General features: G+C 56.6%; 19 protein-coding genes. 8 read left to right on the forward strand and 11 right to left on the reverse strand.

From position 1 onward, the window contains the following. Window positions 1–9: 9 nt before the first annotated feature. From ABEG21_RS02190 to ABEG21_RS02220, 7 genes are all read right to left on the reverse strand, one after another. Window positions 10–1,317, reverse strand: coding sequence for an MFS transporter (locus ABEG21_RS02190; RefSeq protein ID WP_347555647.1), 1,308 nt, complete (start codon window positions 1,315–1,317; stop codon window positions 10–12). 209 nt (window positions 1,318–1,526) lie between these two features. Continuing rightward, complete coding sequence (locus tag ABEG21_RS02195; RefSeq protein WP_347555648.1) at window positions 1,527–2,096, reverse strand: TetR/AcrR family transcriptional regulator; 570 nt, start codon at window positions 2,094–2,096, stop codon at window positions 1,527–1,529. A 104-nt stretch (window positions 2,097–2,200) separates the two neighbouring features. Then, entirely contained in the window at window positions 2,201–3,160 is a 960-nt protein-coding gene (locus ABEG21_RS02200) for a 2-dehydropantoate 2-reductase (protein ID WP_347555649.1), read from the reverse strand. A 61-nt stretch (window positions 3,161–3,221) separates the two neighbouring features. Next, on the reverse strand, window positions 3,222–3,722 hold the full coding sequence (locus tag ABEG21_RS02205; protein ID WP_347555650.1) for an MFS transporter: 501 nt from the start codon (window positions 3,720–3,722) through the stop codon (window positions 3,222–3,224). Next, window positions 3,719–4,519: an MFS transporter gene (locus tag ABEG21_RS02210; RefSeq protein WP_347555651.1), complete on the reverse strand. Its 801-nt coding sequence runs from the start codon at window positions 4,517–4,519 to the stop codon at window positions 3,719–3,721. Before ABEG21_RS02210 ends, ABEG21_RS02205 begins: the two co-directional genes overlap by 4 nt. Window positions 4,520–4,793: 274 nt before the next feature. Continuing rightward, window positions 4,794–5,891 carry a GntG family PLP-dependent aldolase gene (locus tag ABEG21_RS02215; protein ID WP_347555652.1) on the reverse strand — a complete coding sequence of 366 codons (1,098 nt, stop codon included), beginning with the start codon at window positions 5,889–5,891 and terminating at the stop codon, window positions 4,794–4,796. A gap of 84 nt (window positions 5,892–5,975) precedes the next feature. Beyond that, a complete protein-coding gene (locus tag ABEG21_RS02220) occupies window positions 5,976–6,812 on the reverse strand; it encodes an AraC family transcriptional regulator (protein ID WP_347555653.1) in 837 nt (278 codons plus the stop codon). Between the two features lie 473 nt (window positions 6,813–7,285). Between ABEG21_RS02220 and ABEG21_RS02225 the strand changes: the two genes are divergently transcribed. Both ABEG21_RS02225 and ABEG21_RS02230 read left to right on the forward strand, forming a co-directional pair. After that, window positions 7,286–7,840 (forward strand): DUF4142 domain-containing protein, encoded by a 555-nt coding sequence (locus ABEG21_RS02225; protein ID WP_347555654.1) that lies wholly within the window; start codon window positions 7,286–7,288, stop codon window positions 7,838–7,840. A 587-nt stretch (window positions 7,841–8,427) separates the two neighbouring features. Then, the gene (locus tag ABEG21_RS02230; RefSeq protein ID WP_347555655.1) at window positions 8,428–8,631 is read left to right on the forward strand and encodes a hypothetical protein; all 204 of its coding nucleotides are present in this window, start codon (window positions 8,428–8,430) and stop codon (window positions 8,629–8,631) included. A 215-nt stretch (window positions 8,632–8,846) separates the two neighbouring features. On the opposite strand, the gene ABEG21_RS02235 is transcribed toward ABEG21_RS02230, so the two are convergent. Together ABEG21_RS02235 and ABEG21_RS02240 are read right to left on the reverse strand one after the other, a co-directional pair. Beyond that, complete coding sequence (locus ABEG21_RS02235) at window positions 8,847–9,251, reverse strand: hypothetical protein (RefSeq protein WP_347555656.1); 405 nt, start codon at window positions 9,249–9,251, stop codon at window positions 8,847–8,849. A 232-nt stretch (window positions 9,252–9,483) separates the two neighbouring features. Beyond that, a complete protein-coding gene (locus tag ABEG21_RS02240; protein WP_347555657.1) occupies window positions 9,484–10,035 on the reverse strand; it encodes a TetR/AcrR family transcriptional regulator in 552 nt (183 codons plus the stop codon). A gap of 925 nt (window positions 10,036–10,960) precedes the next feature. On the opposite strand from ABEG21_RS02240, the gene ABEG21_RS02245 reads away from it, so the two are divergent. After that, window positions 10,961–11,218 (forward strand): hypothetical protein, encoded by a 258-nt coding sequence (locus ABEG21_RS02245; protein WP_347555658.1) that lies wholly within the window; start codon window positions 10,961–10,963, stop codon window positions 11,216–11,218. A 487-nt stretch (window positions 11,219–11,705) separates the two neighbouring features. On the opposite strand, the gene ABEG21_RS02250 is transcribed toward ABEG21_RS02245, so the two are convergent. Further along, window positions 11,706–12,572: a hypothetical protein gene (locus ABEG21_RS02250; RefSeq protein ID WP_347555659.1), complete on the reverse strand. Its 867-nt coding sequence runs from the start codon at window positions 12,570–12,572 to the stop codon at window positions 11,706–11,708. 302 nt (window positions 12,573–12,874) lie between these two features. After that, window positions 12,875–13,462 (reverse strand): OmpW family outer membrane protein, encoded by a 588-nt coding sequence (locus ABEG21_RS02255; protein ID WP_347556586.1) that lies wholly within the window; start codon window positions 13,460–13,462, stop codon window positions 12,875–12,877. A 378-nt stretch (window positions 13,463–13,840) separates the two neighbouring features. On the opposite strand from ABEG21_RS02255, the gene ABEG21_RS02260 reads away from it, so the two are divergent. The 5 genes from ABEG21_RS02260 (at window position 13,841) to cydC (ending at window position 20,524) form a co-directional block, all read left to right on the forward strand. Beyond that, entirely contained in the window at window positions 13,841–15,439 is a 1,599-nt protein-coding gene (locus ABEG21_RS02260) for a cytochrome ubiquinol oxidase subunit I (protein ID WP_347555660.1), read from the forward strand. Window positions 15,440–15,442: 3 nt separating this feature from the next. Further along, complete coding sequence (gene cydB, locus ABEG21_RS02265) at window positions 15,443–16,576, forward strand: cytochrome d ubiquinol oxidase subunit II (RefSeq protein ID WP_347555661.1); 1,134 nt, start codon at window positions 15,443–15,445, stop codon at window positions 16,574–16,576. A gap of 10 nt (window positions 16,577–16,586) precedes the next feature. After that, window positions 16,587–16,775 carry a hypothetical protein gene (locus ABEG21_RS02270; protein ID WP_347555662.1) on the forward strand — a complete coding sequence of 63 codons (189 nt, stop codon included), beginning with the start codon at window positions 16,587–16,589 and terminating at the stop codon, window positions 16,773–16,775. A gap of 69 nt (window positions 16,776–16,844) precedes the next feature. Then, window positions 16,845–18,641 (forward strand): thiol reductant ABC exporter subunit CydD, encoded by a 1,797-nt coding sequence (gene cydD, locus ABEG21_RS02275; protein WP_347555663.1) that lies wholly within the window; start codon window positions 16,845–16,847, stop codon window positions 18,639–18,641. Continuing rightward, window positions 18,638–20,524 carry a thiol reductant ABC exporter subunit CydC gene (gene cydC, locus ABEG21_RS02280; RefSeq protein WP_347555664.1) on the forward strand — a complete coding sequence of 629 codons (1,887 nt, stop codon included), beginning with the start codon at window positions 18,638–18,640 and terminating at the stop codon, window positions 20,522–20,524. Before cydD ends, cydC begins: the two co-directional genes overlap by 4 nt. Window positions 20,525–20,556: the final 32 nt, after the last annotated feature.

Raw genomic sequence — 20,556 nt, forward strand, 5'->3', positions numbered from 1 at the left:
CGTTCCGCCTTAACCGGCGCTACCTAGCATTGCTGCGGGCTTTCCCGCACGAACCTTGAGAACAACAAGCGCACCGACGATACAAAGACCGCCGGAACACATCGTTGCTAACTGATAATTGCCAAGAGAGGCACGCATCATGCCGGCGACGAGGGTTGCGAACGCCGCCCCCACCTGGTGGCACGCGACGATCCAGCCGAAAATGATCGGCCCTTTGTCACGGCCGAATACGCTATTGGTCAAGCGCACTGTGGGCGGTACTGTTGCGATCCAATCCAGTCCGTAAAACACCGTAAATATCGGTAAGCCATAAAATGAAAAACCAAAGGCATAGGGCAAAAACAGTAGCGACAAGCCCCGCAGTCCGTAGTACCAAAAGAGCAGCCGCCGATTGTCGAAGCGATCACTGAGCCATCCTGAGAGCGTGGTGCCAAACAGATCGAAAATGCCCATCGTTGCCAGCAGGCTGGCGCTATGAACTGCGGAAATGCCATGGTCGGCGCAGATGGAGACAAAATGCGTCCCGATAAAACCGTTTGTGCTGGCACCGCAAATAAAAAAGCTTCCTGCCAGTAGCCAAAATGCCCCATGGCGGGAAGCGTCCAACAATCCGTTTATAGCCGTGGCGAACGGATTCGCGCTTGAAGTATCGTTATTGTTGCTCGGAGTTGCGGGGCCGTGGCCGCCGACTGGCGCCAGTCCGAGCGCCGCAGGAGACTCTCGCATACACAACCAAGCCACCGGCAGCACAATCACGGCGCCAAGACCCGACGTCCAAGCCGCTGCGCGCCATCCGTATGAGGTAACCAAAGCAGCCATGAGCGGCAAGAAGACTAGTTGCCCCGTCGCTGAACTTGCAGTCATCAGTCCCATTGCGAGGCCGCGATGTTTTGTGAACCAGCGATTCGCGACGGTCGCACCAAGGGTCAGCGCTGCCATGCCAGATCCCGTGCCCACCAATATTCCCCATGTAAGGAGCAGTTGAAGGGGCGTGCGCATGAAGAGACTCGACAACGCCCCAATCGCCAGCAACGCAAGCGCAATGACTGCCACCCTTCGCACGCCAATCGTTTTCATCAATGCGGCAGCAAAGGGACCAAGCAGACCGTAAAGAACCAGATTCACTGAGATGGCACTGGAAATCTGCGCGGCACTCCATCCAAACGTTTGCTCAAGCGGCTGGATCATGACACCTGGTGTGGCACGAACACCGGCGCCGGCAAGCAACACAAGAAACGTTACGGCCATCATGAACCAACCGTAGTGAACACGGCCGATCTTTTGCGGTGAACGTTCTGGCAAAGGCGATAAAGACATCTTCAATCTCGTTTTTGATTAGCTAGACGGTATGGATCTAATGACGCACGGTCAGCCGGGCACAGGTCACGTAAAATATGAACCTGGTTCGATCGCTGGGGACGAGCGCAGAAAACCAGAAGCTGCAATGAGCGTCCGAGCACCATGCATCAAACGAGATATGCGAGGGAAGATGCATCGTCGTGGTCGCCGCCGCGCATGCGGTACGACTACGGAGTCGGTCGTCGAAGCCGCTTTTTTGACTGGGCGAGAAACTCGTTGGAAAGCGCTGTGCCGGCTGTAATCCTCGACAGGATCAACGCACCCACCATGGTCGCTACTGCGACCACCGAATCCTCGTGCGACTGCTCGCCTTCGTTCTCTAAAGCCGTCACAAATTTCGCAATAGCGGTTGCTACTGACGTCCGAGCTTCGTCCGAAGATCGCGCGAGTTCGCTGCCCAGCGCCGCATAGGGGCAGCGTGGCGGCGAGGCGTCTCGATGATGTACGGAGAGGTAGCTGTCTAACGCCGCGTTGAAACCACCTTTGTCGATATTCCTCTGGACGTTTTCCAAAGAGGCTTGGGCGGCAACTTCGAGCGCTTCGTGGATAAGTTGATCCTTGTTGTCGAAATGACGGTAGAAACCGCCGTGCGTCAATCCCGCAGCAGACATGATTTCCGCCACGCTCGCGCCAGTCAGACCCGTTTCTCGAATATGTGTCGATGCAGCTGAGACAATCGTTTCGCGTGTTTGCGCTGTCTCCTCTTTCGATTTCCTCATTGGGGCTTCCTTTGCCATGCATTGACGAATCCTTCTAGGCTTTGATAGTGATTGAGCGTAGTTTTGATGTCAACTGTCATCTAACAGAGAAAAAAGGTCATCGGACGAGGGAGCAGATGCGATCACTTGGATACACTGATCATCTGTTGAGCTTGATACGCTTGCAGTGAAGCGTAGGCAACGCGCAAATAGGGTGTGTCTATTCCCAGCGACGTTCCCCGGGAGATCATGTCGCCCACAATTGCTCGTGCTTCAATTTTGGGAGCGTCTATACGGATATCACGCATCATTGATGCGGCCCAGGCAGATTTCCTGTCAAACAATAGCGCTTCGATTTTGCGAACACCCTCAGCCGAAATCTCATTGCCCGATGTACGTGCGATGCGAAGCACCTCGTCCAAAAGGGCTCTAATTACCGCGTATCCATCATCTGATTGCAGGATCTCGCCAATCGTTGCGCGCAGTAAACACGTGGCCGCAGCCCCAGCACACAACATGGCCCATTTTTGCCATAGATCGTGCTCGATATTTTCGGACAAAGCTCGAATGCCAGGCGTTGCAGCTATCGCTAAATGGACCCTCTGTACAAGCGCCTCCTGGGAAGGGTGCCGCGCACCGACGATCAACGTATCGCTCTCGCCCATATGTACGATATCGCCATTGCCTTTCGCGCTCGCCGCAATATATGACACGCCGCCCATTACGTGCTGCCGACCGAACCGGTGATCCAACTGATCGTAAACGGCCAAGCCGTTTAAGAGCGGCAGGACGACGGTGCGCTCGGTGATCGCTGGAGCGATCGACGTTATTGCGGCGTCCAGGTCGTATGACTTGCAGGTGAGGAGTACCAGATCAAAATCTTTTGAAAGGCTATCTTCTGACACGGTTGTGACGCCACCCTGGAAGTCGCCAAGACTGCTGGACACATGCAATCCATTTTTTTCTAACTTTTCCGCTCGAGCAGGACGTACCAAGAAGGTGACATTTGCCTTTCCAGAGAGCAGTAGACGTGAGCCGTAATAGCCGCCTAAAGCACCCGCACCCAAAACCAATATATTGAGACCTTGTTCGTGTGTTTCCATTTCGACCACTTAAATAGGGGGAGGGTATTGGACGCGATACCGAGAACACGAGCGTGAGCGTCTACGTTGCAGTACGCCGCGTCTGAACGAATGCACAGAGCAACGCGGTCAATAAGGCGAGGAAAATATGTGCGCCATAGACCGCATTAAAGTTACCGCGTGTCACAACACCATTTCCAAGCAGCATGACGATCAGAGCGACACCTATTACCGAGCCGATCTGACGTGTGGCTTGGTTGACTGCGCTACCCACTGCGTAGTGCTCCGCAGGTAAGCGCGCAACAGCAGCGCCAGACAAGGATGGCATCACGAGACCCACACTTGCACCGCTCATGAAAAGACCTGGCAACCAGCGAGAGAAATACTCCGGACTGGTCCCCGGAACAAAGTAAAACCATAAGCCTGTAAGGGCGTAAAGAAGCGCACCTGAAACAAGAAATCGCCGGTGACCATAGCGCCCTGCCAGCCTTCCGGTCATGATGGCTACAGGCACCACAGTCAGTGGGCCGGGCACGATGGCCAGGCCGGCATGGACCTGGTCAAAATGCCAGATTTGCGTCATGTAAAAGAAAAACGCAAAAACATCATCGAGAACGCGATACCGAACGTCAGCGTTGCCAGATTGACCGCGTTGTAGGTTCCGTAGCGGAACAACGAAAGGTCGATAAGGGGGGCCCTGACAGTATTCGCCCAAGCGATGAAGGCCACTATTCCCACCGCACTTATGCCCCAGACCTCGGCAATATCGCCGCGGCTCCATGTCGGGGATCCCACCTCGGTGAGGCCGAGCGCCAAAGCGCCGACCGCCGATATCAGGAGCGCCATGCCGATAAAGTCGACACGACGACCGGTCTCGTGCTTCAAAGGTTGATCGATCCGATGGAGGTGCCTAAATCCGAACGCTAACGCTATCAACCCAATGGGAACATTGATAAAGAAAGCCCAACGCCAACTTGTCGTTTGCGCGAAGTAAGCGCCTAGACTTGGTCCGATCGCTGCTGCAAATCCACCCACCGCGCCCCATAGGCTAACCGTCAGAGTACGTTGATCTAATGGAAAGGCGGCCAGCACTAGCGAAAGCGATGCTGGTGTCAATAACGCAGCACCGAACGCTTGTACTACGCGGGCGGTCACTAGCAGCGGAACATTCGGTGCAAGGCCACAGGCGCCCGACGCTGCGATGAAAAGCGCTACGCCAAGCAAGAAGATGCGCTTGCGCCCATATGAATCCGACAGCCCACCCGACGGTATCAGCATCGCCGCGTAGACCAAGGTGTATCCGTTCAATACCCAGGACAAGTTTGCCGGGCTGGCACCACGAAACCCGCGCTCCAGCGAACTGAAGACGGAATAAAGCATTGTCGTATCTAGCGATACCAAGAACACGGCTACGCTGGCGATCCAGAAAACGATCCACCCCCCTCGATTGCTACGGCTTTCGGGCAAAGGCGTGGTCGAAGGGGAGACGTTCACGAGAATACCTATTTAGATCCATCGAGCGAATATATAGATGATATATGTCATCTTTTAGAAGGGTGGCATATGAATATATCGATGTCAACTATCATCTAAATGAGTTTGATCGCTGCGAAGGACGGCCTACGCCGCGGAATGCTCCCGCATAGTGCTCTAATTAGTAGCCTGCGGCACTAGACGTTCTCGGTGCTACGGATACAGCGGAAGCTTTTGCCTTGTGGTCGTTTGCAACCGACGCAATGATGTCAATTGCGTCTTTGATTTGCTGGGGAGTGATATTGAGGTACGGGATCATCCTGACGCCATCGGGACCGGATGGCAGGGCATATAGCCCGCGCTCATACAACTTCTCGACGAATTCACCTGCTGCAAGCGAGGTGATGCCAAAGCGAACAATATTCGTCTCGACAGTCGATACGTCCAGCGCAATGCCTGGCAAATCCGCAATGCCGTTCGCTAGCATCTTGGCGTGAATGTGATCTTCTTGAAGACGCTCACGATTGTGACGCAAGGCATAGAGCGCGCCTGCGGCCATCATGCCCGCTTGGCGGAAGCCGCCGCCGATTTGTTGCTTGAAACGCCGGGCGCGGGCGATAAATTCGCGATTGCCCGCAAGCGCTGAGCCCATAGGCGCCCCCAAGGCTTTCGAAAAGCATACGCTCACCGAGTCGAAATGCTTGGCATATTCGCGCTCAGGAATGCCTGTGGCCGCCGTCGCGTGCCATAGCCGTGCGCCGTCGAGATGTAGTGCTAAGCCATTCGCACGACCAAGATCGCAGACCGCTTTCAATTGATCCAATGGCCATACTTTTCCGCCACCGATATTGTGCGTATTTTCAAGGCAAAGAAGTTTGATGGGCGATGGTATGGTGCTTGGAAAAAAACGATGCGACACGCCCAATGCCTGACTGACATTTTCTGGCGTGAAAATGCCTCGAACGCCAGGAAGCAATCTGGGAAGCACGCCAGAGAAGGCTGCCGGAGCGCCACCCTCGAGGATATAGACGTGAGCGTTCTGATCAAACAGTACCGAGTCGCCAGACTCCGTGTGGGCGCGAATGCCTACCTGATTGGTCATTGTGCCGGTGACCATGTAAACCGCATCGTCCTTGCCAAGAAGGTCGGCGACCTCACGCTCTAGTTCCTTGACGCTTGGATCGTCGCCGTAAACGTCATCACCCACAGGGGCTGCGGCAATGGCCTTCCTCATCGCGTCCGTTGGACGACTACAGGTATCGCTTCGCAAATCGATCATGACAAGTTCCTCTGTCTGCAAAAAGTTGTATCTGCAGAGTGTGGCGCCGTCTTTAGTTCGCGATTTGGATAATCTTGCTAATTTTTAACGCATCGCGATGCTGGGGGGAACGCCGAAGAACCGCCGGAACTCCCGGCTTAAATGCGCCTGGTCGCAATAACCGACGTCTATGGCGACTTGGCGCAAGGGCCGTCCCTGCATAAGGAGATGCTTCGCGAGCGCGGCGCGACGTTGAACGAGGTAAGCATGCGGCGCAATACCTACAGTTCTCTTGAATTCGCGCAGCAAATGAAAGGCACTCATTCCTGCGGCCAGAGCGATGGAATCAAGCGTCGGATTTTCGACCACATGCGCGTCAATGTATTCTCTCGCTCTTTTCACGGCACCAGACACCACATCCGCCCGTGCTGCCGACGAGGGTGGCAGAGCGTGCCTATTGAACAGTTGAAATATGGCAGCGACGAGGCGAGACGTCTTTTCGAGTTGGCTTGCGTCGTTGGATTCCGAACAGCGAAGCGCCGCCAATAGCAGGCCCATGGTTTCAACATCGTCGATTACTACCTCAGCGAAATGAGGGACTCCATGAACCTTATGGTTTGACTCCCGTAGGAGTCGCACCAAGTCGGAGGTAGGCAGATACGCCATTCGATAATCCCACCCGCCGTCGACTGCAGGCCTTCCCTCATGAAATTGACCTGGATTGATGACGCAAATGGTGCCTTGGCGCATCACCGCACGTTTGCCGTCCCCATCAAGAAAAGCCTGCGCACCTCGCTCGATCACGCCAAGCGCAAACTCGTCATGCGCGTGCGGGGGGAAACTATGAGTGCGATAACTTGCGCTCAGGAATTCGGCGTTGGCGAATCCAGGCTCGCGCCAATGTAGCGCTTGATTGGGGCGATTAATGCGAGGGGTCCGCATGGGGGGGCACTCGTGGGCGGGTGACGACGGCCACTAATTCTAATGCACTTCTGCCGCAGCAATGTAATTGCTTTGGCAATCTTTGGAACTCTTACGTGCCGTTAGGTGTTCTTCAAAGGCCGCTCTGCGAGGCTTAGAGGTAAGCGTCCGGTGATCTGCTGGATGGACGCTCACTCTTTTGCCTCGCACCTGCCGTCACAGTCATCGCGGAGGCATCAGTCCCGAGGCCTTTGAGCTAGCCTCGGCGTGAGGGTTCAATCTGCTTTCCGTACCGGGGGAAGTCCACACTGTCAAAAATATGGACGTAAGTGAACGGCCATGGTCCGCGCTATACATGCTAGAAAAGCACGAACCATGAAATCAATATTCGCGACGGAACAAACATTGCTTATAGGGAAATCGATTCGCACTTCCTAAGGAAGACTGTCGGTCTTCGCCGACGTGCGGGCAATATCACAAAGAGGAGACTCGCGATGATCCACCGAAACTATCTGCCGACCGTCCTAGCCACGTTCGTAATGTGTGCTGCCATTTTGCCAGCGTCGGGATACGCTGCTACCGCGGAATCCAGTGCTACGACGGCGAACGATTTGCCTGAGCCGGACAAATCATTTGTTCAAGCTGCGACCATGGCTTCGAGTAACGAGATTACGGCCGGCGATTTCGCGCTTAATAAATCACACAATACTGATGTTGAAAATTATGCTAAACGAATGATGTCGGAACATCGGATTATGGCAGTAAAACTGAAAGCTGCGGTCCCGTTGTCGGCACGTGCGCCCATGGGGAATGTTGATGCCGCGATGGTTAATGCCCTAAAAGATAAGCAAAGTGATGCGTTCAATATGGCATATATCAAAACCGTGGCGCTTGAGGGACACAAGACGGCAATTGCGGCTTTTGAAAACGAAGCGAGTAACGGCAAGAACAGCAGCCTTCGCGCATTCGCCGCAAAGCAACTGCCGGAGCTCCGTGAGCATTACCGCATGGCGCAGGAGCTGGCTAAAAAGAATCACGTGCTCGAATGACAACGCCCTTTATGGCGTAAGTTACCGACGGAAAGATTTGCAGGCATATATGGTGTAACGCGATCGCGGAAGCTGGGGCAAAGGGCGGTACCGTGTTCGAGTTAGGAACCTGATCGCCCGGGGAGAAACGTCGATCATCGCTGATGGATTCCAAATAATGATGCGTCGCGTGGGATGCAACCCCAACTTGTCGCTGCGTGAGCGACGATGCGGGTGATGCGTCTATTCTCAGGGAGACCACGCGATGTCGGACTGCGAACGCCTTGTGCTTGATGTTCCAGGCGTCGATTATCGCGGGTACCGGTCGAAAGCTGTTGCGTTTGGCGTGACACTCATAGACATCGTCTGCTGATTGCTACGTAGATCTGACTTGTGATCTTTTACGCAAAGTTCGTCGGGAATCGTGACGTAAGGCGGAGGGCCAACAAGATTCTTCCTTCCGTATCCTAAGCGTCAGAAAACAGGTCACAGCTTACCCCTTAGACCCCACAGGACTACACCGTCTTCTCGACTGCAAGCACAGTTACAAAGCCTTGCTTGCCAAAGTATTAAGGTCTGTTAGTGTCTGACAACCTGGAGGATTAAAAATGGTAACGATCAATGCGATGCAACTCTTCGATGGTGCGGCGCAGCATGGGATGGGAGACAGCCCTCGCGCGGAACTTTTTGCCAGTTGGATAAGCCGCAATCGCGAACTACTCGATACAAGTGATCTACACCTTCTGCTGTCAATTGGACAAGATATCCTTCGCGCAGAGCAAGAATATGTATGGGGTAAAAATCCAAATTGAGATTCGGCGGTTGGTAAGCGTATGGAATTTATAAATTTTTATTTCTTCGCGGCTGCATCTATCGGATCATTTGGGCTCCCGATTTTGTCGTGGATTAAAGGTCTAAAGAGGTGTGGCGTCGGCGGGATCTTCACGCTCTGGCCCTCGAAGTCAATGTAGGTCTTGCCTGGCTGCTGTTGGACTATATAGAGCTCCAGTCTGTTCCTGTGAACGACTCACTCGTCGTGATGCGCTACGCGGGAAGCGCCCGCGCCTTCCAGAATCAATTCCAGCTTTTCTATCTCACCCTCCGTCGCGTCGACGCGAACCGATAAGAAGATCGGCGTCTTGTTGGTGCGTTCTCTAGTAGGCTCACTCCCTCCCGAAACGGCTTCGCTGTGATCTTCGGCATGAAAAAGCTTAGCGACGATCGCGCCAAAGTGCCCTAGCGGGCCATCCTTCGACATAGGTGTTTCGGCGCCCTGTACTTTTTCACTCAACTTCGGATCTTTTTTCTCAGGCGTTGTGAGGCTGGGATAAGTGTCAATTTTTGCCATCGAAACGTCAGCGGCCACTAGCTTGTTGATTGCTGCTTTAGCTTCGACTTCCGAATCAAACTCCCCGATCACTATTTTCGTCATGTCTGGCTCCATCTGAATCGAGTGGATTTGTTAGATTGGGTGCTGGCTTGTAGTTCGGCAACTTGCACCGCAACTCCCATTGAACACACAGCAAGACTTGCACCCAATGCTAGATATTTATTTTTCGACACCTTGGGAATGGACCCTACGGAGGAGTCTGACGCGTGAAACGAAGACCAAATTGATCCACGAGAATGGCGCATCTAGACGGAGCGTGCGACCTTTCCGTCCGCTACTGCGCCTTCACGCCATCGGACGCTAGTAGCAGCGGCATCCAAACTTTGTCCACGATTTCTTCGATCGAAGCCTCTGAAACCGGGCGCAAGGTCATGTAAATATCGTGGCGTAGCAGGTCATATGGCAGGTCGATCACACGGGCGCAAGTCGGGAAGTCGCGAAGTTCTCCGCGTTTGACCCCGCGCTCGACGAACGTTTCAAAAGCCGCTTTTCCGTTTCGTTTCAACGACTGTCTCAGGTCGCTAAAACTCGATCCCGTTTGGCGGAAGTACGTCATCAACTGCGCGCCGATGAGTGCTGTCGAATCCTCACGGGTCTGATTAGTGTTGCGTGAGAATTCCAGCGCATCGTCGCGAAGATTCCCGGTATCGGGAAGATGAATGGGCTGTTTTCTCAAGTGATCGGGCACCGCCGCGAGCAGTAGGCTCGCTCGATCAGAGCAGCGCGGATAGATCACTGGACGACTGGTCTCTGCACGCGCCGCGACGGCTTCATATGTAGAGCCGTCATATCCTGTTTCGACCAAGACACTCCAGGCGGCGTCCATGATTGCTGGCTCCAACACAGTACCTAAGCTGTTAGTGACGGCGAATAAGTACTGAGAATCCTATATCGCGGTGATGGGATCCCCACGAATGCTGTCGAACAGCACGATCCAGTTCGAAATCAGAGATCCCGCATCCACTTCGCTGAAGAACCTCCTGGAGAACAGCGCAGTGCTATTTTTCGCATACGTACCTGGAGCACGAGCGCGAGATTATTTTGCCGCACGCGTGCATGCGCAGGCGAGCCAGATATTGACCTCAGGGGAATTATTCGAGTCGATCCAAGAGGGGATCAGAGCCCGGTTTGGTGATGCGAGGGCGGAAGAGCTGCACGCCACGGTGATATGCACGGTCACGAAGGTCCGCCCGGTCGTGGATCGGGGGCAATTATGGAACGAGAGTGCTGACTAACCAAGTCGCGGCGCCCGTGGCCCGGACGTAAAACCAGGGTAGTCACAAGTCAGTGCATGAAACGCGGCTGGTTGGACTCCCCGGTAGTACCGGGGGACGTCGTAAATCACGCGTATGTGTGTGTCGGCAACAGGTCGTGTGTATCGAGGACGTCATTGTCGATCTCCATGTCCTACGAAGATACCTACATCGCATCAATTCGCAAAAAACGAAGTGCCGCTCGAATACCCGAGACGCCAACGAATTTTCAGACTAGTCTGATTGCTGCGGCGCTGCTCTGAACGCTATCCTGGCTCGGTCACCTTAACCAAGGTGATCAGGTTTAGTAGCCTGAATACCAGTAAGGGAATCAATCTATTCGGATTGATTCCCGCAGTGTTGCACGTCCTATGGGCGGGCATTGCGAGGGAGCCGCAAGGCTGCCGGGTTTATTACTGGTCTCGGTCTACTAATCCTTTCATTGTTCGCCCACCATTTTCAAACTTGGTGGGTCGACACACATAAAAGGACCGCGCCATGCATACCATCCCACCTGCCGCACTTCCTCTGCATGCTCAATCAGACGCGTTTTACGACCGCGTCGACACGCTCTCGATCAAACTTCTTCGCGTTATTAAAACTCTGCGCCTGCACGCCGATTTGGCCGGTGTGGACGACTCACGCGAGGTTACCCTCGATGCCGAAACGATCGGCATTGCGATGGATGGCATCGCCGACGATCTTGATGAAGCGCGAGTAACGCTATTGGGATTGGCGAAGCCAATAAAACACTGAGAAGGTGTTCGCATGCTGGCCAGTACATCGCTTTCGCAGAACCCCGAGGCAGACCGCATCACATTGCGGGCGATTCAATGCCTAACCCCATGACCGTCGTTAAAAGTGGTGGTTCCCTGTGTTACTCCCGTCAGATAGGCGGGCGCAGCGGCCGGTTACAAGTATCCTTATGTGGATTCCTGTGATGGATGAAAGCCGATGACTGCCCTCCACTTAAGCTTACGCACTCCTCGAGGCAAGGCCGCACATTGACCTGATCGAACTAGGCGAAATCCATCGTAAAGCTGCTTGGGCTTTTTGATTCCGTCGGGCTCGAACGCCTAGCGCTGTCTTTGGGACATGCACGCACGCGAGAGTCAAACGCTCGGACCCAGCGCTGACGTATTCGATGTTGGAATATTCGCCCTAACAGGGGCGCACACCATCGGAAGATGGAACGCGATACAGCACGGTGCATTTGAGAGTCTGCTAGCGTACTCGGTCGGCACTACAGCAAGATCGTTTTGCCTATTTCCTGGGACAATGCAGTCAGCCTTTCTCGATCCGGTTTTTCCAATTGGTTCCAGCGTAGATCTACCGATTTCAACGTACTGTTTTCACGCAGCGCAGCGGATAGGGTCGATATCGCTTTAGGATGCATTGCCAATCCGTTGCCGCGAAGGTCGATCGAGGTCAGACTTGTGTTTTCGCGTAGTACGCCAGCTATAGCCTCGGCGACTTGGATACTGCTTCCTAGATAATTCGCGCTCAAATCAACCGAAGTCAAGCTGCTGTTCATACGCAGAGCACCTGCTATGGCACGCACGCAATCCGAGAGACATGGCCCGAGCCAGTTGTAGCTCAGGTTAATCGAGGTCAGGGTGTCATTCTCACTCAGTGCAACTGCTATCGCTTGCGTACTTTCCCAGCAGAATCCCAAAGAAGCGTTGCGCAGATTAAGGGACGTCAGTGCGCGATGACCACGTAGCACCTCTGCTATCGTCCGAGCACTATCAGGAGACAGGCCGAAGCCGATGTTGTTGACGATAAGCTGTTTCAGTGACCGATAGCGGCTGATTTTGAGCGATGATATGGCGCGCGGATCTGTAATCGCCAGGCACCGTATTGTGCCCTTTGCAACATCGCAAAACCACACAGAAGTCTCTCGAAAACGCTTACGGACTTCGGGGCCACCTATCGTCGCAATCAGTGACGCAAGCTCTGCGGGAAGAGAGGTCAGTTCCGCCTGTCTCACGCACGTCGACGAATCCGGAGGCGATTCCGCAGCAGCAGTAGCCGGCGATGATTCGGGAGAATAATAAGAAATACTGCTACCACCGCGGCTGATATCCATAATCGCCTCAGTCATCGTCATGATAAGCGTCGACGCTAACATACTGGCTCAGCGCTATCGCATACGCAGACGAAGTCCCGAACCAAAAGCAGTTCCATTCGTGCTGTTTGTCCGGAAAAAGCGGTCGCGTTCCGGATTCACGAAGACATGTGCGAGATTTGTCTGTCCCTTAATGAATGAGTCTCAGAATCTTCTCGACGCGCATCCAATGGGGATATCAAACATCAGCGCGATGGACCCCGCACAGCCTGGGCGCTAGATCGCACTGCACCGCAGGTGAGTCTGTTCCGTCCAATGCGGCCGGCTCCTGGAGCATATTGCTTTTAAAACGTCGTCCCCACACCCACGCCCACCACCCACGGATCGATCTTCAATGTCCCGAGTGACGCTCCTCCCAGCGTCGGATCCGTGCGCATCCACAACTTCTTCAAATCGAGATTGACGAAGATCCGCTTGCTCACCTGCACGTCCACACCAATCTGCAACGCGGGCCCGAAGCTATTGCGCTTTACGCCAACGCCTTCACCGCCATAGCTGAGCTTGTCGTTATAAAACCAGCTGTAGTTAACCCCCGCACCCACATACGGTCGCACCTTACCTTCCGGATTAAAGTGCCACTGCGCCGTCAAAGTTGGCGGCAACACGCTCAGGCCGCCCAAGCTGCCCGCATTTGATGTCACCTTATGGCGCGATGTCCCCAGGATCAATTCCACGCCGATATGCTTGCGGACCATATACGTGAAATCGATTTCCGGCACCGTGGCCTCGTTTACCGACGTACCGAGCGCGGACAAGGTGCCGCTCGTATGGACGTCCGGCCGAATGCTGACGGCTCGCACCCGCGCAATGATGTCGCCTTGATCGGCGAAGCTGGCAGTACTGGCAAGTAAGCCGAGCACGGCTGCGGCGATTTTAAGATGCTTCACGCTGATCACCCTTGAAAGAAACACGGTCTCGTTTTCGACGGAGCCATCTTCTTCCAACGGATCTTGCCCGGCGTTGACCTTCGTCAAGTTATGACTGTTGCGGCAAGTATTCTCGACCCGCTCTCGGAGCAACGCGTCGCCCGCGCAACGCGGCGTCGTTCTGTCGCATGGGCCGCGGTGCCGGACTTGATGTAGATCAAGCTTTGCGCGCATTGCCGCGCCCATACTCCGCTTGTCCATTTATGGGATGACAGGAAAGCGACTTTCTGCTCGATTTTCATACAACCGCCGCTCACGACCGTCGCATGAATTCTCGATAAAAGTTGGCCGCTGAACGAATATTGGCTTCGGGGAGCAAGGCTCATGGTTAACGCAACAGTCGTCGAGTTGTCGCGCATACAGTTTGCGGCAACGGCGCTATATCACTATCTCTTCATACCCGTCACGCTTGGCATGACGTTCTTTCTCGCGGCGATTGAGACGGTGTATGTCGTCACGGGCAAGCCGATCTATAAACAAATGGCCCAGTTCTGGGCCAAGCTCTTTCTCATCAACTTTGCGCTAGGCGTCGCTACCGGCCTGACGATGGAGTTCGAGTTCGGCACGAACTGGTCGTTCTATTCCAGCTTCGTCGGCGACGTTTTCGGTGCACCGCTGGCGATCGAAGGCCTGATGGCATTCTTCCTGGAGTCGACCTTCATCGGCATGATGGTCTTCGGCTGGGAGCGTCTCGGGCGCGGTAAGCATCTGGCCGTGACCTATCTGGTGGCGCTTGGCTCGAACCTGTCGGCGCTGTGGATTCTGGTGGCGAATAGCTTCATGCAGTCGCCGCATGGCTTGGCCTTCGACTATCACACGCTGCGCCTGCAATTGACGAACTTCAGCGATTTGATCTTCAGCAATGAAGCGCAAGCGAAGTTCGTGCATACCAGCGTGGCCGGCTATGTCACGGCGGCTATCGCGGTATGCGGCATCAGCGCCTTCTATATGGCACGTGGCCGCCATCTCGAATTGGCACGTCGATCCTTCCGCATGGCGGCCGTGTTCGGGGTATTGGCAACCGCTGGCGTCATCACGCTCGGCGATGCGCTCGGTTTCATCGGCGGCAATGCGCAACCCGCAAAGCTGGCCGCGATGGAAGGCATCTGGCAGCCGGAAGCCGCGCCGATGTCCTTCAATGCCATCGCGTTCCCATCGCAGAAGGATCAGAAGAACTACGGCGCCGTTCAAGTGCCGTATGTCTTGTCCCTGCTCGAGACGCACTCGTTGACCGGCACCGTTCCGGCCATCAGCGAACTAGAGAAAGAGGCGGAGGCCCGCGTTCGCAGCGGCATTCCAGCGGTACAGGCACTGCAAGTTCTTGCGACGCACCCGGAGGATAGCGCCGCGCTCGCCCTGTTCAACGAACATAAGAACGACCTCGGCTACGGTTTTCTGGCACAGCGCTATACCGACGATCTGTCCACGCTGACGCCGGCGCAAGTCACGCAGACGGCGAAGGACTCCATTCCGCCGGTGGCCCCGGTGTTCTGGGCGTTCCGCCTGATGGTGGGCCTGGGTCTGGTGATGTTCGCCTTCTTCGTGCTGGCCATGATCTTCAGCGTGCGCAACGACGTGCATAAGCGCGGCTGGTTCCTGAAGATCGTGCCGTGGTTGATCCCGGTGCCCTTCCTTGCGAACGAGTGCGGCTGGGTCGTCGCCGAGGTCGGACGCCAACCGTGGACCGTCTACGGCGTGCTGCCGACCTGGATGTCGGCGTCCACCCATAGCGTCGGCTATATGGTGTTTTCCTTGATCGGCTTCGTCTCGATTTACACGATCTTCATCATCATCGAAATGACGCTGATGGTGAAGGCAATCAAGCAGGGCCCGGATGAGGTGCATGTACACGACGTCCCGGTTGCCGATCTGCTGCCTGGTTTTGCTGGTATGTCCGCGGCAGCGCGCCGTACGGAGATTTAAGCGATGGAACTCTATCTCGGATTGAAAGTGGTCTGGTGGCTGATCGTCGGCGTCGTGTTGATCGGCGTGGGTGCGATGGTCGGCATGGACATGGGGGTCGGCACCTTGCTGCGATATGTCGGGCGCAGCGATATCGAACGACGCGTCGCGTTGAACGTCGTGGGGCCGCATTGGGAAGGCAATCAGGTCTGGTTCATCCTGGGCGGTGGCGGCTTGTTTGCCGCATTCCCCTTGATCTACGGTACGGCGTTCTCCGGCTTCTACATCGTCATGCTGCTGCTGCTGTGGAGCATGATCGTCCGGCCGCTCGCCTTCGAATACCGCAGCAAGCTGCCGGGCCAGAACTGGCGCAATGGCTGGGACTGGATGTTGTTCGTCAGCGGTTTTGTGCCGATGCTGGTGTTCGGCGCCGCCATCGGCAACGTACTGCAAGGCGTGCCGTTTCATCTGTCGTGGAACATGACGTCGTACTACACGGGCAGCTTCCTGTCCTTGTTTAACCCGTTTGCGATCCTCTGCGGTCTGTTGTCGGTCACGCTGTCGTGCTATGTGGGCGCGGCCACCATCAGCAACGGTACGGAGGGCGTGATGGCGGACCGAGCACGTCGAGCCGGCGTTATTTCAGGATTGGCTTCCTTCGTGCTGTTTGCGTTGGGCGGTGTCTGGCTCCACTCGTTGACCGGCTATGTCTTGACAGGCGGCCCGACGCCGGGCGCCGTGCAAACCCCGCTGCAGCAAAGCGTCATGCCGCAGTTAGGCGCCTGGTTCACGAATTTCTCGGCGCATCCGGTGTTGTGGGTGCTTCCGATCGCTGCGTTAGCGGCGCTGTTGCTGGGGAGTGCCGCAATCGGCGCCCGTCGCGGCTATCTGGCGTGGTGGTTAGGTCTGGTGGTGTGGGCCGGCGTGATCGGCTCGGTTGGCGCGGCGATGTTCCCGTTCATGATGCCGTCGAGTGCCGAACCGTCGCATAGCCTGACGATCTGGAACGCTAGTTCGAGTGAATTGACGCTCGCCTGGATGCTCGGATTTGCCGTCGTGTTCGTGCCGCTGATCATCTGGTACACGAGCTGGTGCTTCTATGTGATGCGCGGCAAGGTGTCCGCCGATCACGTCGCCGCCGACGACCACGCCTACTAAGGACCTGATCATGAAAATCTTTCTGCAATTCGTCATATTGATGATCATCGGTGGCTTGGCCATTCTGCTGGCGATCGTGTTGGGCGATCGGGGCGCCTGGTACCTGGCCTGGCTGCTGGGGACGGTCGTCATCGTCTTGATCGCCGCGGCAGCCGGTTTGATGCTGGATACCCAGGACGAGCGCGAGACCTCTCGCTAAGTCCCTCGCGCGAGACGTCTCGCGCGACGCTTTTCACGCGGCTGACTCGCCGCGATCACGAGGTGTACGATGGCTTCCACCGAGCGACTTATCGAACGTCCGGCCGATTGGTTGAAAATGCGTGCCAAGTCCGTGCGCGGTTTGATCGGCTGCTCGATGGCCGCAAGCGCGTTGTCGGCAGTGCTGTTGTGCGTTCAGGCATGGATTCTCGCGCAAGACTTGTATGCGGCATCTTTTCTGCATCAGCCATGGCATCGCTTCCTATCGTCGGCGGCATTGTTCGCGGCCTGCGCAGTAGGGCGTTTCGGCTTGGCGATGGTGAGTCGGCACTACGGTTTCCGCGCCGGGCGCCAGCAGGTCAGTGAGATTCGGCAGTCCGTTCTGGGCCATCTGCAGCGCTTGGGGCCTTCGTGGATGGCACGGGAATCCAGTGGCGTCTGGGTCACCCGGGTCGTAGACGGCACCGAAGCGTTGGAAGCGTACTACGCGCGTTACTTGCCGCAGATGGTCTCCGCCGCATTACTGCCGGTGGTCGTGTTGATCGCGGTTTTCCCATCGGATTGGATTGCCGGTGTCGTGCTCTTGGTGACTGCGCCTCTTGTGCCGGTCTTCATGATTCTGCTCGGCAATGCGGCCGAGCGCGCCAGCCAGCGTCGCTGGTCCGTGCTGACAAGGCTTGGCGCGCAGTTCAACGATTTGCTGCAAGGCCTGGTCACGCTGCGCTTGTTCGGCGCAGGCGAGCGCGCGAGCCTGTTGTTGGAGACCGGCAGCGAAACCTACCGACGCGGCACGATGCAGGTGCTGCGCGTGGCGTTTCTCTCGTCGTTCGTACTGGAGTTTTTTGCGACGGTCAGTATCGCCGTGGTGGCGGTATTGATCGGCTTTCGCTTGTACTGGGGCCAGCAGGTGTTTTCGCACGCGATGTTCGTGCTGTTGCTGGCGCCTGAATTCTACCTGCCGCTGCGTGGCCTGGGTGCTCTGCGTCATGTGAAGATGGACGCTATGGCGATCGCCACAGATGTTCGTCTCTTGCTGGAGACGCCGATTTCGTCGGAGGCATCGGCGGAAAAAACGCCGGAATCAGCAAACGACAGTCCACGGTCGGCGTGTTCCGCCATGGCATCCCAGAATAAAGCGCCAACGGTGTCATTGGCGAATGTCAGCTTCTGCTATGCCGAAGCACGCGGTGCGCTGCACGATGTCAGCGCGACTTTCCCCGCCGGCCGAACGACAGCGATCATCGGCCCGAGCGGTGCGGGAAAAAGCACGTTGCTGCAACTGTTATTGGGATTGGAGCAGCCTCAGCTAGGGAGCGTGCTCGTCGATGGCGTTGCGCTGACGCAGATCGATAGCGCGATGTGGCATCGACAAATCAGTTGGGTGCCACAACGTCCGCGGTTGTTTGCTGGCAGCTTGCGAGAAAACATCCTGATTGCGATGCCCGATGCCGACGACGCCGCGCTGCGGGCCGCAGCGTCTCGTGCCGCATTGGATCCGATCATCGCGTGCTTGCCGCGTGGCTGGGAGACGCCGCTGGGCGAGCATGGTTACGGCTTGTCGGGTGGCGAAGCACAGCGAATCGCCCTGGCGCGCGCCTTATTACGAGATGCGCCTGTATTGATCCTCGATGAGCCGACGCAGCAGTTGGATCCGGCGTCCATAGATGTCATCAATCAAGTACTGGCGCAACGCGCGGCAGACGGACGGACGATTATTCAGGTGGGGCATAGGATGGCGCTGGCCGAGCGCGCCGACCACGTCGTAGTGCTCGATGCGGGACGCGTCGTGCAACAAGGCAGCCCTGCGGAATTGAAACAAGCGGATGGTCTCTACGCCAGCTTGCTGGAAGCGGATGGTGTGCTATGAAAACGCAAGCGATGCAAGCCAGGACGCAAATGAATTCGAACGCCGCGACGTCCTGGCATGTGTTCTGGCGCGTGCTGACACTGTTCACGCCCTACCGCAAGCGGATGGTCGTGGGCGTCTTGCTTTCCAGCGTGGCTGCCATTGCCGGCATCGGCTTGATGGGCATGTCCGGGTGGTTTCTCGCCAGCATGGGTCTAGCCGGCGTTGCGGGCGTCAGCATGAATTATTTCGTGCCTGCTGCAGTCATTCGTGGCGCGGCGATCGTGCGTACGGTGGGCCGCTATGCGGAGCGGCTTATTAATCACGATGTCACGCTGCGTGTGGTGAGTCATTTGCGGGTCTGGCTCTTTAGGCGCTTGTTGCCGTTGGCGCCTGCGCGGACCGGCTTTCTCGGTCATGCCGCGCTTTTTTCGCGCTTGCGTGCCGATGTCGATCGACTCGAGCATGCCTATCTGGCAGTCCTCTTGCCGATCCTCGTTGCCGCGATCTCCCTGCCGCTGGTGACCATCGTACTTGCCTGCTTCGTGTGGCCGGTGGCGGTGGTCAGCGTCGCGATGGTGTTGCTCGTGGCAGTCGCTTTGCCAATCTGGCTCGCCCGCCGGAGTGCCGCCGCATCGGTAGCGGTGGTCGAGCTTGAAACGACGCTCAGAACGTTGACCAGCGACGCCTTACTGGGTGCGGCCGAATTGCGGCTCTACGGCGGTGAGTGCCGTCATGCGGCGCGCATTGCGGCGCTTACTTCAGAGCATGGTCGTCGCCGTGCCCAATTGGATCGCTTGCAAGCCGGTGGCAGTGCGGTCGTGGCGCTGGCTGCACAGTGGACCACGATTGCGAGCTTTCTCCTGGCGGCGCGCGAGTTGGATCAGCACCACCTTGGCGCGGCGCAGTTATCGATGGTCGTGTTGCTGGCCTTGGCGCAGTTCGACGTGTTGGCCAGTCTGCCTGAAGCGATCAGCCAGCTTGGCGCCACGCTGGTATCGGCGGGACGCGTGTTCGCGTTGATCGATGCGACGCCGGCGGTTGAGGAATCGTCGGAATCGGGGGGCTTGCCGATGATCGATGCGTCCCGGCCCGCTGCAGTGGATATCCAGTTTCGCGATGTCTGGCTGCGCTATCCCGAAAATACCGCGGCGTCTTTCGGCGCGTCAGATGTCGGGCACGCTTTTGCAAAGCACGAGGCGGCAGGGTGGGCGCTACGTGGCGTGAATCTGGACGTGCCTGCGGGGCACCGGATCGCGATCGTCGGTCCCTCGGGTGCGGGGAAAAGCAGTTTGATCGGCGCCTTGCTGCGTTTCTACCCGATTCAAAAAGGGCAGATACGCGTGGGGGATCGCGCGGTGGACGCGCTTGCCGGCGATGCCGTGCGTGAGCTGATCGCGGTAGTCGAACAACGGACGCATATTTTTAATGGCACGCTGCTCGACAATCTCCTGGTCGCACGGCCCGACGCAACCACCGAGCAGATTCGCGACGTCATCGTCGCGGCCCAGCTGGAGCCGATGCTGAACAGCCTGCCCGAGGGCTTGCATACCTGGTTGGGCGAGGGCGGCGTGTTGCTGTCGGGTGGGCAAGCGCGGCGAGTTGCAATCGCGCGTGCCTTGCTGGCAGACCGTCCGATTCTGGTAATGGACGAACCGACCGAGGGGCTGGATGCGGCAACGGCACGATCGCTATACCGTGCACTGGCGCATTTGATGGAGGGGCGTACGGTGATCCTGATTACGCATCGGCTCGAAGGCTTGGCGAACCTGGTCGACGAAAGGCTGACGTTGCGCGATGGTGCCTTCGTTGCAGAGACGCCAATGAAGATCACGCCGAGAGCCGAAGTGACGCAGGGAAGCCGCTTCCGATTCGAGGTCGCACGTAAAGGAGATGCCATCTAGGCGGCAAATGTTTGTAGAATCCGCTTCTCGAC

Source organism: Robbsia sp. KACC 23696, assembly GCF_039852015.1.
Lineage (GTDB): Bacteria > Pseudomonadota > Gammaproteobacteria > Burkholderiales > Burkholderiaceae > Robbsia.